Source organism: Rathayibacter sp. CAU 1779, from assembly GCF_054551755.1.
Genome location: NZ_JBTOLK010000001.1, coordinates 1,154,776 through 1,168,443, shown reverse-complemented (window position 1 = coordinate 1,168,443; position 13,668 = coordinate 1,154,776). Strand labels below are relative to the sequence as shown.

Sequence of the window (13,668 nt, the reverse complement as noted above, 5' to 3'; positions counted from 1 at the left end):
AGTAGTTCAGTCGTTACGCCGTTCTGGAGTTCTGTGACCACCGCCACCACACCGCCGCCCTCCCGCGCCCTGTTCACCAAGGAGCACCCCCACTACAAGTGGGTCGCCCTGAGCAACACCACCCTCGGCATGCTCATGGCGACGATCAACTCGTCGATCGTCATCATCTCGCTGCCCGCCATCTTCAAGGGCATCAAGCTCAACCCGCTCGAGGCGGGCAATGTGAGCTACCTGCTCTGGATGCTCATGGGCTACATGCTCGTCACAGCCGTGCTGGTCGTGACGTTCGGGCGTCTCGGCGACATGTTCGGTCGCGTGCGCATCTACAACCTCGGCTTCGTGGTGTTCACGATCGGATCGATCGCCCTCGCCTTCGATCCGTTCACCAACGGCGCGGGAGCCATGTGGCTCATCGTGTGGCGGTTCGTTCAGGGCATCGGCGGCGCCATGCTGTTCGCCAACTCGACGGCCATCCTGACGGATGCCTTCCCCTCCAACCGCAGAGGAATGGCGCTCGGCATCAACCAGGTCGCGGCCATCGCCGGAAGCTTCATCGGCCTCATCGTCGGCGGTCTGCTCGCTGTCGTCGACTGGCGTGCCGTGTTCTTCGTGAGCGTGCCGATCGGCGTGATCGGCACCATCTGGTCGTACATCTCCCTCAAGGAGGTCGGCACCAAGAATCCCGGCAAGCTGGACTGGCCGGGCAACATCACGTTCGCGGTGGGTCTGACCGCGCTGCTCACGGCGATCACGTACGGCATCCAGCCCTACGGCGGCAACTCCACCGGATGGACCAACCCGTGGGTGCTCACCGGCATCATCGGCGGCGCCCTGCTGCTCGTCGTCTTCACGTTCATCGAGCTGCGCGCCAAGTCGCCGATGTTCAACATGCGCCTGTTCCGGATCCGCGCGTTCGCCATGGCGAACCTCGCGGGGCTGCTCGCCTCCGTCGGCCGAGGCGGCCTGCAGTTCATGCTGATCATCTGGCTGCAGGGCATCTGGCTGCCGTTGCACGGATACGACTACGCGGACACCCCGCTCTGGGCCGGCATCTACATGCTGCCGATCACGATCGGATTCCTCATCGCAGGACCACTCTCCGGCGTGCTCTCCGACCGTTTCGGCGCTCGCCTGTTCGCCACGCTCGGCCTCTTCGTCGTGGCCATCACCTTCGTGCTGCTGCTGCTCATTCCGGTGAACTTCGAGTACTGGCAGTTCGCGATCATCACGGGGCTCTCCGGCATCGGATCCGGCATGTTCGGGGCACCGAACCGCACCGCGATCATGAACAGCGTTCCCGCGAATCAGCGAGGCGCGGCATCCGGCATGGCGGGCACCGTGCAGAACGCGGGCACGTCGCTCTCGATGGGGCTGTTCTTCTCGCTGCTCATCTCCGGTCTCGCCGCGTCGCTGCCGAGCGCGCTGTACAACGGGCTCACCTCGCACGGCGTGCCCTCCGCCGCCGCGCACAAGATCGCCGAGCTGCCGCCGGTGAGCAGTGTGTTCGCGACGTTCCTCGGCTACAACCCGATCGAGAGTCTGCTCGGGCCGACCGGCGTGCTCGACAAGCTTCCCGCATCGGATGCGGCCACGCTCACCGGCAAGGAGTTCTTCCCGCAGCTCATCCAGAACGCGTTCCACGACGGACTCGCCGTGGTGTTCATCGCGGCGGCGATCATGTCGCTGATCGGAGCGATCGCCTCCTTCAGCCGCGGCAAGAAGTACGTGCACGTCGACACCGCCCCGGTGCGACTGCGCCTCGAGCACGACGGGAGCGAGGATGCCGCCGACCAGGCGCCTGCTTCCGTCGCCGTGACGACGGCCGACGCCCCCGCTGCCGCCGTCACGGGTTCTGCTGCGGCAGGTTCTCAGCGGGCACAGGCGGGCAGCACCGGCGCACCCTAGGATCGACGGATGCCACGCCCTGACACTCGCGCCGCCGACGCCGACTCGGCCGACGTCGACGCGGCCGGCGCCGCCGGGGTCCACGCGGCCGGCGCACGGTCCACCGGCGACCGGGCCGAGACGGCGGCGCGACTCGCGGTCGTGGTTGGGCGGATCAATCGCAGGATCCGCGCCGTCGGCTCGCACCTCACCCAGGCGCAGCTGTCTGCGCTGTCGAGCATCGCGCGCAAGGGTCCGCTCCGTCCCGGCGATCTCGCCAGGATCGAATCCATCGGGGCGCCAGGGATCACCCGGCTCGTGGCGGACCTCGAGGCGCGCGGGCTCGTGGAACGGCATCCGGATCCCGACGACGGCCGCTCGTCGCTCGTGACCGCCACGGATGCCGGCGCCGAGGCCGTGCTGCAGGCGCGGGCCGAGCGCGCGGAGCGGATCGGCAAGCTCATGGCCGAACTGGACGATGACGAGCTGGTCGCGATCACGGACATCCTGGACACGCTGGAGCGCGTGGCGTCGGCGATGCCGAAGCCCAAGGAGTCCTGACGCCCGCCCCGCACCGTTCCGCCCGGCCGCCCGCGTTCGCCGGCCTCGAGGCTCCCTCACCGAATTCCTGACGCTTGTGGTCGCTATCGGAACCGGCTAGCGACAACACGCGCCAGCAACTCCCTTGAGCGCGCGCACGTCCGCTGATTACCTGACGCTTCTTGTCGCTAGCCGTTCCGATAGCGACAACACGCGCCAGCAATTCCCTTGCGCGCGCACGCCGGCGGGGGCTGCGAATGGCGCGACGGCCGACCTCAGTGGCGGATGCGACGCATCTCCTCCGCGAGGCCGGGGTTCCCCGGCTCGAGGTTCTCGATGATGCGGTCGGCGACCTCTGGCTTCTTGTTCTGACTGAGCTTCGACCGCGCGTCGAAGCGGGTCACGAGCATCCGCAGCCCGACGGTGCCTTTCGCGATGCGGCGAGCGCCGGCCTCGTCCTCCGACAGGCTCCTGCCATGCGGATAGTGCTGCTCGAAATGGTCGGTGAGCCGCGACAGCACGCGGAAGTTCTCCTCCTCGGAGAGGAGCTCCGGCGTGCCGTACAGGTGCGCGGTCACGTGGTTCCAGGTCGGCACGATGTCTCCCGGCTCGTACCAGCTCGACGACACGTAGTCGTGCGGCCCCTGGATGATGACCAGCACCTCGTGCTGCCCCAGCTCGTGCAGCTCCTCGTCGGGCCGGCCGAAGTGGCTGAGGATCACGATGCCATCGGCGTCCTCGTCGAGCAGCACAGGGTAGTGCGAGGCGACGAGCCCGTTCGCCGTGTTCGACACGATGGTGGCCCACGGGTTGTTGCGGATCAGGCGTTTGACCTCGTCGGGATCCGTCATCAGATAGTGCGGCGTGTGCCTCATGGATCAAGGAAAGCACACGGATCCGAGCCCGGCGGACGTAAGGATTCCACGACGCCGAACGAGCGTCTCCGCCCGAAAGACACCACAGGATGACGCCGCCCGATGTCCGGTCGGCCTGAAGTCTCGCCACCCCGAAGGCGCCGTCCGAGGCAGGATGGATGCATGTCCCTTGCACGCAGCAACTTCGCCGACCTGCCAACCCCATCCAAGATCGGGGTGGCGGTCGCCGCCCTCGTGCAGGTATCCCTCGCCGTCGCCGCGTTCGTGGATCTCGCGCGGCGCGATCGGGACGAGGTGCGCGGGCCCAAGGCCGTGTGGATCCCGGTGATCCTGGTCAACTGGGTCGGGCCGGTGGTCTACTTCCTGGCCGGACGCAGGCGCTGAGGGGACGGCATCCGCTCCGTCTGACGCGACGAAGACCCCGGCGGACGACGGGTGCGTCCTGGCCGAGGCCTTCGTGCTCTGTCGAGCGACCGTGACCGCTGCTGGTCATTCCACGGGCCAGCTCCATGAAAGGACGCGGATCGCTCGAAGGGGCAGCGCTACTCGAACGGCCAGAACGGGCGCACCTCGATCTGACCGAAGCGCGCCATGGGGTGCTTGGACGCGATCTCGACGGCATCCTCGACGCTCTCGCACTCGAGAACGTCGTAGCCGGCGATCATCTCCTTCGTCTCGAGGAACGGGCCGTCGGTCACCGAGAGTTCGCCCTGGCGGAGGCGCACCGTCTTGGCGTCCTCGGACGGACGCAGTCGGCTGCCGTCGATCCACGCGCCCTTCTTCGAGACGAAGTCGCCCCACTCCTGGATGTTGTCCTCCTCGGCCGAGTACGGCTCGGCGTTGGGATCGGTGGCCACGATCATCATGTATTTCATGGTTGTTCCTCCTGGAAGGTCGGTCACGTAGACGTCGAACGAGGTCTCGCGTTTTCGACACGGGTCGCCGAGAGACGTGCAACGCGGCTGCGGCACGGGTGTGAAGCGCGGGAAGCGTGCGCGGTGGAGCTGGGAACGAAGGGCCATCCGAGCACACCGTTCCTATCGCACGGCCGTCACTCCGCGTACGGCGCGCCGGAACCGGCGATGGGGGCCAAGCCCAGCGCGAGTTTGTCGACACGACCTAGTGCGAGACCGCGATCACCACCGCAACCACGACAAGGGTGCCGACCACCCCGGTGGTGAGACCGAGACCGAACCAGCGCAGAGGACCGTGCGACCGTTCCGGCGGCCGCGGCAATCCGGAGGTCGCGCCCTCACCGGGTTTCATCGTGACCGGGCCGGGGTTGCCCGGGCCCATTCCCAAGCTCATGTGGACACGATACTGCCGGCCGGCGCCTCCGCATCAACGTCCGCACCTGCTTCCGCACCTGCTTCCACGCCCGCCGCAGCGGATGTCGTCGGCCGGCTCAGCGACGCACCCTCGACATCCACACGCGGAACGATCCGCTGCAGCCAGCTCGGCAACCACCACGCCGCCCGGTCGAACAGCGTCATGACGGCCGGGACGATCGTCATCCGCACGACGAACGCGTCGACCAGGATCCCGACGGCCAGCGCGAACGCGATCGGCCGGATCGTCGCATCCCCCTCGACGACACCGTTGCCGAAGACTCCGATCATGATGAGCGCGGCAGCCGCGACGACCTTGGCGCCCTGCTGGAATCCGGTGGAGACGGCGCCCCGAGCGCTCTGGTGGTGCACGTAGTGCTCGCGCATTCCGGTGACGAGGAACATCTCGTAGTCCATCGAGAGTCCGAAGAGCACGCCGATCACGATGGTCGGAAGGAAAGCGAGCAGCGGAGCGGGCGGGTCGACCCCGAAGAGCCCGCCCAGCCATCCCCACTGGAAGACGGCGACCGTGATGCCGAGGGATGCCGCGAGGCTGAGCAGGAAGCTGATCGCCGCCTTCAGCGGCACCAGGATCGACCGGAACACGACGATCATCAGCAGGAACGCGAACACCGCGACGAGCCCGAGGTACAGCGGAAGCGAGGATGCGAGCCGCGCGGAGATGTCGATGTCCACGGCGGTCTGGCCTGTGACCTCGATCCGCGGGGCGCCCGGCAGAGCGCGGTGGAGCGAGGGGTCGCGCAGGGCGCCGACGAGCGCGACCGTCGCGTCATCCGACGGTCCGCTCTTCGGGATCACGGCCACGAGCACCGCGTCGCCCTTCGCCCCCGCCGCCAGCGCGTGCGCGACACCGGATGTCGCACCCACCGTGCGCACGAGCGCTCCGGCCTCGGCGGGCGTCGGTGTCGTCGCATAGGTGGCGAGCACCTCCAGCGGACCATTGGCGCCGGCGCCGAATCCTTCCGCGAGCAGATCGGATGCCCGTCGCTGCGTCGTCGACGATGGCAGCGTTCCGTCGTTGCCGAGTCCCAGTCGCAGCTGTGAGACCGGCACGGCGAGCACGCCCACCAGCACGAATCCGGCGATGAGGAACAGCACCGGCCGCTTCTGGATGGCGGCCACCCACCCGGCGGCGATCCGTCGGCTCCGCTTCGCCTCACCGGATGCGAGCCGGCGCCGGGTGCGGCGGCCGAGCAGGCGGGATCCGGCGAGCGACAGCAGTGCAGGTGTCAGTGTCAACGCGGCGAGCATCGCGACGAAAACGGCGAAGGCCGCTGCGAGACCCATCTGGGTCAGGAAGCCGAGACCCTCGACGGCCAGCCCGGCGAGCGCGATGATGACCGTCGCTGCTGCGAAGAACACGGCGGTGCCTGCTGTGCCGACGGCCAGTGGCAGCGATTCGGTCGGCGACATACCCTCCAGCAGCTGGCGTCTGTGGCGGCTCACGATGAAGAGCGAGTAGTCGATGCCGACCGCGAGCCCGAGCAGGATGGCGAGCGTCGGCGCCACCGAGGTGAGCGAGACGAACGAGGTCGCGGCATAGATGGCCGTCACGCCGGTGCCGAGTCCGACCAGGGCGGACACCAGCGGCATCCCCGCCGCCACGATGCTGCCGAACGTGATGAGCAGCACGATGATCGCGACGATGATGCCGGGCAGCTGAGACGACGAGGAGGCGGGCGCGCCGACGGCCCCCGAGGTGGCCGCCAGTTCCAGCCGCGGTGAATCCGCGCGATCGACGACCGCGAGGATGCCCGTCGCCGTCGTCGAGGACAGCTTCGGCGAGTCGAGTTGCACAGTGATGTATCCGATCCGGCCGTCGGCGGCGAGTCCGCCCGCGCGCGGCGCAGCGAACGGATCGGCCACGGAGGACACGCCGGGGACGGCGGCGAGCTGCTTCGCGAGCCGTCCGACGGAGGCGGCGTCCGCCGCCGTGAGCCTCTGCCCCTTCGGGGAAGCGAAGACGATCTGACCGGAGGCGTTGCCGGTGCCGAACATCCGGTCGACCGTGTGCAGGGTGGTGATGGAGTGCAGTCCCCTGACGGTGATGTTCGAGTCCAACGGTTTCGCGAACGCCATCGTGCTGCCGACGGCCGTGACCAGCAGCACGATCCACGCCGCGATCACCCACCACCGGCGCCGGGCGCTGAACGCTCCGACCGCCTGCCACCATCGAGCCATCGCGCCACGCACCTTCCGGATCGCCAGGGAGCGGCATCCGCCGCCCCTTCGATGCTCTTCGGCACGGCGAGTGAGCGCCTCGGACCGTGGGTGGAGAGTGCGCGCGAAGTGGCGGAACGCGGGTGGAGGTCGGGTGGAGACGATGCCCGGTAGAGCTGCGCAGCGCGTCAGTCGGTCGCGGCCTTGAGACGCGTCAGGATGAGCGCCACGTTGGGCATGGTCGGCTGGGGATTGGCATAAGCGTCATGGTCGGACGGCCAGCCCGTGTAATACATGGTTGCGAACTCGGCGCCGGATGGTCGCGCATCCATCGCCAGAGTCGGCACCTTCTCCACGTAGATCTTCTGCAGCCCGTCGAGCGCCTTCTTGCGGCTGGCGTCGTCGACGGCGTCGGTGTACGCCGTGAAGAGCGTCTTGGCGTCATCGTCCTGATAGCGGCCGTAGTTCCACGACGCCTTCTGGCCGATCGGCACGTAGTAGTTCGGGTCGAACATGTCGGCGTACGTCTCCCACGGAGAGACGCTGATGTTGGTCCAGTGCAGGGCGGCCTGGAAGTCGCCGCTGTTCAATGAGTCGGTCCAGGCATCCGCAGTGGGGGTCGATACCTTGGCGTCGATGCCGATGGAGGCCGCCGCCGATGCGATGAGCGTGAGTCCCGTGTCGTAATCGCTCCAGCCTGCGGGATCCGTGAGCGTGAACGTGACGGGCTGACCGTCCTTGCCGATCAGCGTCGATTTGTTGTACGTGTACCCTGCGTCGGTGAGGATCTTCTTCGCCGCTGCGACATCGACCTTGTAGTTCTTGCCCTTGTAGTCGTCTGCGATGAACGAGTCACCGGCTGGGGTGGGGATGCCCGTCACGCTCGTGAGCTCCGGGAAGATGCCGGACTCGGCGATCTTGCTCTCTTTCGCCCGATCGACGACGGTGTTCAGCGCCATGCGGATCGCGACGTCGTTGAACGGGGCCGTCTGGGTGTTGAGCGCCAGAAAGTCGACCGCGAGGCCGGCCGGATAGAACGCCCGGTTGTGCGCCTTGTCTTTGTTGATGAAGACGTTCTGATAGTCCGCGATGAACGTCCACGCCCACTGGGACGCACCGACGGCCAGCGCGGTGGTCAGGGTGTCGTTGCCGCTGTAGGACGTGTACCGCAGCTCGGGCGCCGCGAGCTTGCCGCCCCAGTACTTCGGGTTGGCGTCAAGCGTGACGGTCTGGCTGGTCCACCTCTTCAGGATGTACGGACCGGTTCCCACCGGCGTCTTGTTGGCGAACTTCGTGGGATCGGCGACCTTCCGCCACAGGTGCTCCGGCACGATGAACAGCTGCAGCACCTTGAGTTGATTGACGAACTGACCGGTCGTGAAGGACACCGTGACGGTGTCTCCGCTCGTCGTGATGTCGCCGTAGGGCAGGCCCTCCGTGTTCAGCGCATCGAACTTCTTTCGCAGGTTCAGCGAGAATGCGATGTCATCAGCGGAGAAGGCCGTGCCATCCGACCATTTCACGCCGCTGCGCGCGGTGAGCGTCAGCTGCGTGTAGTCCTTGTTCCATTTCCACGCTTTCGCCAGCCACGGGATCGCCTTGTTCGCCGGACGCGTGTCGTTGACCTGGGCGAGCGGTTCGTAAATGGCGTACCGGTAGCCGAGCGAGGTCGCCGCGGACGTGTTCAGGAACGGGTTCGAGTTGTTGGTCTGGGGGCCGTTCGGCATGCCGATCGTCAGCGCGCGCTGGCCGGCCTCCGATGCGGATCCGCCGCCCGAACATCCGGAGAGCGACAAGCCCACGGCCACGAGGGCTGCCGCCACGACGGCCAGGCCCTTGGTGATCTTCATTCCCGTTGCCTCCTTGCACGCGATCCCAGGGCGAGCCCGACGCCGAGAATGCGTCGGTTCACCGCTTGGCGGGCTCCGGAGTTTCCGGGCGGAAGCAACGCAGAGACAGCGCGAGGGGGGCGCGCTCTGCGTCCGGGGGCACGACATTCGGGAATCGTGGATCTGGCCAGTCAGCGTACCGGGCTCGGGCGGGTTCCGGAACTTGTGGAGGAAGCAGTGGGAAAGAGATGCGGCCCGCGAGGACTGTGGAGGAGGGGTCGGAGACCGGGTGGGGCGTGTCGTCGACCGCTCACCACCGGGCGTTGGACCATCCGCGTCGGGGGCTGCGGATGGTCCAACGGGTCTGGGCCCGCAGTGCGCGGGGACTGCACTCTCGCGAGGAGGAACACGCACCCTCGCGAGGAGGAACACGCACCCTCGCGAGGAAGAACTGGCACCCTCGCGAGGAGGAACAGGCACCCTCGGGAGGAGGAACGCGCACCCTCGCGAGGAGGAACGGGCACCCTCGGGGCGGGGATCAGGGGCGGAGGGCCAGCTCCTCGGGAACCGTGGCCGTCGGGTCCTCGTCGAGCCAGCACGCGACAAGGCGATCGGGTTCCGGGCCGATCGCCGTCGGCTCCAGGAGCTGCGGAAGCTTCTCACTGCAGACCGGCATCGCGTGGGGGCAGCGCGGGTGGTACGGGCATCCGGTCGGCAGCGCCACCAGGTCGGGCGGCGACCCTGGGATGCCGGTCATCTCGCGCCGCGGCCCACGCAGCGGCGGGAACGAGCTGAGCAGCCCCTTCGTGTACGGATGCCGCGGCTGCCGGTACAGCTTCGCCGCCGGACCCTGCTCAACGATGTCGCCCGCGTACATGATGGCGATGCGGTCCGCGATCTCGATCAGCAGCGACACGTCGTGCGTGATGAAGATGACGGAGAAGCCGAGTCGCTCGCGCAGGTCGACGATCTGCTCGATGATCTGACGCTGCATCACCACGTCGAGGGCGGTGGTCGGCTCGTCCATGATGAGCACGCGGGGCTCGAGGGCGAGCGCCATCGCGATCATCACGCGCTGCCGCATCCCGCCGGAAAGCTGGTGCGGGAACGCGGTGATGCGACCGGGGTCGATGCCGACCATCTCGAGCAGTTCGCGCGCCCTCTCCTGGCGCTCCTGCTTCGTGGTCTCCGGGCGGTGGGCGGCGATGGCATCCGTGATCTGGCGGCCGATGCGGTGCACCGGATTGAGCGAGTTCATCGCGCCCTGGAACACGATCGCGGTGTCCTGCCAGCGACCGGCGCGCAGATCCTGCTCCGACTGGCGCAGGATGTCGACCGGTTCGCCGCCGTCCTCCGGGTGGTAGAGCACCTCGCCGCTGGAGATGAGTCCGGGCGGCGGAAGCAGACGGGTCGCGCCGTACACGAGGGTGGACTTGCCGCATCCGGATTCGCCCGCCAGTCCGAGCACCTCCCCCTCGCGCAGCGTGAGGCTCACGTTGCGAAGCGCGTGCACGCGATCCTCGCCGTATCCGTAGTCGACGGAGAGGTTCTTGATCTCGAGCACGGGACGACCGCCGCCGGCGTTGCGGACGCGGCCCATGGCATCCGGTGCGGTGCTCGTTGCGGAGGCGGACCCGCCGGCCGGCGCGCTGTCCGCTGCCGCGTCGAGGGTGTTCTGGGATGCGGTGGTGACGTCGGTCGTCATCGGGTGACCTCCTGGGAAGCGGCGCGGGCGGCGTGCGCGGCCGTGCCGACGGCAGGGCCGCGCGGTGCGTCGCGCACCATGGCGGTGAAGCCGATACGGGGACGGATGCCTGTCTTGCGCATCTTGCGTGCGCTCAGCCCCGCGAGCCGCAGGCGCGGGTTGACGAACTCGTCGATTCCGAAGTTGATGAGCGTGAGCGACATGCCGAGGATGGCGATGAGCAGGCCGGCAGGAACGAACCACCACCAGGCGCCGCGGGCGAGGGCGCCGTTCGCCTGCGCCCAGTAGAGCACCGTGCCCCAGCTCCAGTCGGTCACCGAGGTGACGCCGATGAAGGCGAGCGTGGTCTGCGTGAGCACGGCGAACGTCATCGTGCTGATGAAGCTCGACGCGATGATCGCTGTCAGGTTCGGCAGCGTCTCGAACCAGACGATGCGCCAGGTCGACTCGCCGCCCGCCCGCGCGGCCTCGATGAAGTCCCGCCCGCGAAGCGAGAGCGTCTGGGCGCGCAGGATGCGAGCACCCCACGCCCATCCGGTGATCGCGAGCACGAACGCGATGAGCAGGTTGCCGGCGTTCGGCACAGCCCCTGCCACGATCACGATGAGCGGCAGCGCCGGGATGACCAGGAAGATGTTCGACAGCGCGGAGAGGATCTCGTCCGCGACTCCGCCCAGGAATCCGGCGCTCACTCCGATCAGCACGGAGAGTGCCGTGGCGAGCGCTCCGGCGATGACGCCGACGATCATGACGCCCTGCGTTCCCACAAGGAGCTGCGAGAGGATGTCGCGCCCCAGGTGGTCCGTGCCCATCCAGTGCTGCGCGGTGGGCGGCGACAACAGGGTGTTCGTGATGGCGCTCGGATCGTACGGCGCGATGAGCGGTCCGATGATCGCGAGGATCAGGAACACCGCGAAGATCACCAGGCCGGTGATCGACTTCGGGTTGCGCAACGACGCGAAGCGCTTGCGGTGGCGCTTGCCGCTGTGCGAGGTGGCGGTCGCGGTCGGCTGCGCCGCGGCATCCGCTCCGGTGATGGCCGCGTCGTTCACGACGGGTGCGTTCGACATGTCTCAGCCCTCCTGACGGGTGCGCGGATCGAGGAACACGTAGACCATGTCGGCGATGATGTTCGCGACCAGCACCGAGATGGTGATGACGAGGAAGATGCCCTGCATCAGCGGATAGTCGTGGGCGTTGATCGCCTGGAACAGCGAGTAGCCGATGCCCGGGTACGAGAAGACGAGCTCCATGACCAGGGTTCCCGACACCACGAAGCCGAGCGACAGCGCGAATCCGGAGACCTGCGGAAGGATCGCGTTGCGCGCCGCGTAGGCGAACATCACGGTGCGCTCCTTGAGGCCTTTCGCCTGGGCAACGGTGACGTAGTCCTCCGACGTGACGGTGACCATCATGTTGCGCTGCGACAGGATCCAGCCCGCCACCGAGGACAGGATGATCGTGATCGCCGGCAGTGCGGCGTGCTGCAGCACCGAGCCGATGAACTCGAGGTTGAACGCCGGGATCAGTCCGCCGTCGAATCCGCCGCCGGCCGGGAACACCGGCAGGATCACGGCGAAGACCGCGATGAAGATGAGCCCCAGCCAGAAGTACGGCACGGAGGAGAAGAACGTGGTGACCGGCAGGATGCCGTCGGCCCAGGTTCCGCGCCGCCATCCGATGTACGTGCCGATCAGCGTGCCGATGACGACGGAGACGATCGTCGAGACGCCGACGAGTCCGATCGTCCACGGCAGCGCCTGCCCGATCACCTCGCTCACCGGGGTGGGGAAGTAGGCGAACGAGATGCCGAGGTTGCCGTGCAGCAGCTCGCCCCAGTAGGTCCAGTACTGGTCCCAGAGGCTCTGCTTCTTGTCGAGTCCGAACAGCACGTACAGCGAGTGGATCGCGCTGGTCGACAGCTGACCCTGGAACTTGTTGATCAGCGACTGCACCGGGTTGCCCGGCATGAACCGGGGAATGAGGAAGTTCAGCGTGATGGCCGCCCAGGCGGTGATCACGTAGAAGATGATGCGGCGAACGAGGTACCTCATGCTGCCACCGCCTTCACGGGCTGCACGGGAGCCGCCGCGTCGCCGAGGTCGGGGAGCTGCGCACCGGAGGGAACGGCATCCGTGCCGCCCGCGACCTTGTCGGCGTATCCCCAGCACGCCACCTCGCGCTTCGGTCCGATCTCGAACGACGGGGGCGTCGTCTCGCAGAGCTCGGTGGCGAACGGGCAGCGGGTGCGGAAGCGGCATCCGCTCGGCGGCTTCACCATGTTCGGCGGCTCGCCCTTGGCGCCCGTCTTGTCGAGGTTCGCGAGGTTCTCGGGGTCGGGTGCCGAGCGCACGAGCAGCTGCGTGTACGGATGCGCGGGCTGCTGCGTCGTCGACTCGCTGTCGCCCTTCTCCACGACGCGCCCCGCGTACATCACGAAGGTCTCGTCGGCGAAGTAGCGGGCGGATGCGATGTCGTGCGTGATGTAGAGAATGGCGATCCCGAAGCGGTCGCGCAGATCCTGCAGCAGGTTGAGGATGCCGACGCGGATGGAGACGTCGAGCATCGAGATGGGCTCGTCGGCGAGTAGCACCTCGGGATCCGCGGCGAGCGCGCGGGCGATGACGACGCGCTGCCGCTGTCCTCCGGAGAGCTCGTGCGGGAACTTGTCCAGGAACCGGTCAGGGTTCAGCTGCACGCGCTCCAGCAGAGTGTGCAGCTGCTCCTCGAGCTTGTCGCCGCGCAGTCCTGGCGTCTGGATCCGCACCGCGCGCGTGAGAACGTACCGCACGGTGTGCACGGGGTTGAGCGACGCGAACGGATCCTGGAAGATCATCTGCGCGTTTCGGGTGTACTGCCGGAACGCGCGGCCGCGCTTGGCTGTCACGGGCTTGCCGTGCAGCAGCACCTCGCCGCTGGTCTGCGTGTAGAGGCGGGCCAGCAGGCGGGCCACGGTGGACTTGCCTGATCCGGATTCGCCGACGAGAGCGACGACGTGGCCGGGGCGCAGCGCGACGTTGAAGTCATCGACCGCGTGCACGACGCCCTTGTTGCGGATGCCGCGCAGCGGGAAGTGTTTGGTGAGATGCACCGCCTCGAGCACGGCCGGATCGCGGGGATCCATGGCGTGCGTCTCGGGAACAGCGGTGTCGGGGGCGGGGACTGAATGCTCGGCGGCGGCCCGGTCGGGCTCGCTCACGCCGGCGGCGTCGTTGCTCATCGATTACCTGGTTCTGCGCGCACGCCGTTCGGAGCTCGCTTGGAGCTCGGAGCGGATGCGCGCTGTAGTGCGAAGTGGAGAGATCGTGGGTGGGGGGAACCCTCGG

The 13,668-nt window shown here is 67.8% G+C and carries 12 protein-coding genes; 3 read left to right on the top strand and 9 right to left on the bottom strand.

Annotation, left to right across the window (positions count from 1 at the left end; translation table 11 throughout):
- The first annotated feature begins 33 nt into the window (after nt 1-33).
- Together ACX9R5_RS05340 and ACX9R5_RS05335 are read left to right on the top strand one after the other, a co-directional pair.
- Entirely contained in the window at nt 34-1,905 is a 1,872-nt protein-coding gene (locus tag ACX9R5_RS05340) for an MFS transporter (RefSeq protein WP_459407962.1), read from the top strand.
- Between the two features lie 9 nt (nt 1,906-1,914).
- Nucleotides 1,915-2,445, top strand: a complete 531-nt coding sequence (locus tag ACX9R5_RS05335; protein ID WP_459407961.1) for a MarR family winged helix-turn-helix transcriptional regulator — start codon at nt 1,915-1,917, stop codon at nt 2,443-2,445.
- A 254-nt stretch (nt 2,446-2,699) separates the two neighbouring features.
- On the opposite strand, the gene ACX9R5_RS05330 is transcribed toward ACX9R5_RS05335, so the two are convergent.
- On the bottom strand, nt 2,700-3,299 hold the full coding sequence (locus ACX9R5_RS05330) for an FMN-binding negative transcriptional regulator (RefSeq protein WP_459407960.1): 600 nt from the start codon (nt 3,297-3,299) through the stop codon (nt 2,700-2,702).
- Between the two features lie 162 nt (nt 3,300-3,461).
- Between ACX9R5_RS05330 and ACX9R5_RS05325 the strand changes: the two genes are divergently transcribed.
- On the top strand, nt 3,462-3,683 hold the full coding sequence (locus ACX9R5_RS05325; protein ID WP_459407959.1) for a PLD nuclease N-terminal domain-containing protein: 222 nt from the start codon (nt 3,462-3,464) through the stop codon (nt 3,681-3,683).
- A 158-nt stretch (nt 3,684-3,841) separates the two neighbouring features.
- Here the strand turns inward: ACX9R5_RS05325 and ACX9R5_RS05320 are convergent, their stop codons facing one another.
- The 8 genes from ACX9R5_RS05320 to ACX9R5_RS05285 all read right to left on the bottom strand — a co-directional run bounded on the left by ACX9R5_RS05320 (nt 3,842) and on the right by ACX9R5_RS05285 (nt 13,562).
- Nucleotides 3,842-4,174: a YciI family protein gene (locus tag ACX9R5_RS05320; protein ID WP_170025241.1), complete on the bottom strand. Its 333-nt coding sequence runs from the start codon at nt 4,172-4,174 to the stop codon at nt 3,842-3,844.
- A 244-nt stretch (nt 4,175-4,418) separates the two neighbouring features.
- Nucleotides 4,419-4,607 carry a hypothetical protein gene (locus tag ACX9R5_RS05315; protein ID WP_459407958.1) on the bottom strand — a complete coding sequence of 63 codons (189 nt, stop codon included), beginning with the start codon at nt 4,605-4,607 and terminating at the stop codon, nt 4,419-4,421.
- Nucleotides 4,604-6,829 (bottom strand): MMPL family transporter, encoded by a 2,226-nt coding sequence (locus ACX9R5_RS05310; RefSeq protein WP_459407957.1) that lies wholly within the window; start codon nt 6,827-6,829, stop codon nt 4,604-4,606. Before ACX9R5_RS05310 ends, ACX9R5_RS05315 begins: the two co-directional genes overlap by 4 nt.
- A gap of 167 nt (nt 6,830-6,996) precedes the next feature.
- Nucleotides 6,997-8,658: an ABC transporter substrate-binding protein gene (locus tag ACX9R5_RS05305; protein WP_459407956.1), complete on the bottom strand. Its 1,662-nt coding sequence runs from the start codon at nt 8,656-8,658 to the stop codon at nt 6,997-6,999.
- 517 nt (nt 8,659-9,175) lie between these two features.
- Nucleotides 9,176-10,342 (bottom strand): ABC transporter ATP-binding protein, encoded by a 1,167-nt coding sequence (locus ACX9R5_RS05300; RefSeq protein WP_459407955.1) that lies wholly within the window; start codon nt 10,340-10,342, stop codon nt 9,176-9,178.
- The gene (locus ACX9R5_RS05295; RefSeq protein WP_459407954.1) at nt 10,339-11,412 is read right to left on the bottom strand and encodes an ABC transporter permease; all 1,074 of its coding nucleotides are present in this window, start codon (nt 11,410-11,412) and stop codon (nt 10,339-10,341) included. The genes ACX9R5_RS05300 and ACX9R5_RS05295 overlap by 4 nt, the downstream gene beginning before the upstream one ends.
- Nucleotides 11,413-11,415: 3 nt before the next feature.
- Entirely contained in the window at nt 11,416-12,396 is a 981-nt protein-coding gene (locus tag ACX9R5_RS05290) for an ABC transporter permease (protein ID WP_459407953.1), read from the bottom strand.
- Nucleotides 12,393-13,562, bottom strand: coding sequence for an ABC transporter ATP-binding protein (locus ACX9R5_RS05285; RefSeq protein WP_459407952.1), 1,170 nt, complete (start codon nt 13,560-13,562; stop codon nt 12,393-12,395). Before ACX9R5_RS05285 ends, ACX9R5_RS05290 begins: the two co-directional genes overlap by 4 nt.
- Between the last annotated feature and the right edge of the window lie 106 nt (nt 13,563-13,668).

Bases quoted from the DNA above. Each gene is read 5' to 3' on its own strand.
- ACX9R5_RS05310 (WP_459407957.1), bottom strand. From the start codon at position 6,829: ATGGCTCGATGGTGGCAGGCGGTCGGAGCGTTCAGCGCCCGGCGCCGG.
- ACX9R5_RS05320 (WP_170025241.1), bottom strand. From the start codon at position 4,174: ATGAAATACATGATGATCGTGGCCACCGATCCCAACGCCGAGCCGTAC.
- ACX9R5_RS05295 (WP_459407954.1), bottom strand. From the start codon at position 11,412: ATGTCGAACGCACCCGTCGTGAACGACGCGGCCATCACCGGAGCGGAT.
- ACX9R5_RS05330 (WP_459407960.1), bottom strand. From the start codon at position 3,299: ATGAGGCACACGCCGCACTATCTGATGACGGATCCCGACGAGGTCAAA.
- ACX9R5_RS05300 (WP_459407955.1), bottom strand. From the start codon at position 10,342: ATGACGACCGACGTCACCACCGCATCCCAGAACACCCTCGACGCGGCA.
- ACX9R5_RS05315 (WP_459407958.1), bottom strand. From the start codon at position 4,607: ATGAGCTTGGGAATGGGCCCGGGCAACCCCGGCCCGGTCACGATGAAA.
- ACX9R5_RS05285 (WP_459407952.1), bottom strand. From the start codon at position 13,562: ATGAGCAACGACGCCGCCGGCGTGAGCGAGCCCGACCGGGCCGCCGCC.
- ACX9R5_RS05290 (WP_459407953.1), bottom strand. From the start codon at position 12,396: ATGAGGTACCTCGTTCGCCGCATCATCTTCTACGTGATCACCGCCTGG.
- ACX9R5_RS05335 (WP_459407961.1), top strand. From the start codon at position 1,915: ATGCCACGCCCTGACACTCGCGCCGCCGACGCCGACTCGGCCGACGTC.
- ACX9R5_RS05325 (WP_459407959.1), top strand. From the start codon at position 3,462: ATGTCCCTTGCACGCAGCAACTTCGCCGACCTGCCAACCCCATCCAAG.
- ACX9R5_RS05305 (WP_459407956.1), bottom strand. From the start codon at position 8,658: ATGAAGATCACCAAGGGCCTGGCCGTCGTGGCGGCAGCCCTCGTGGCC.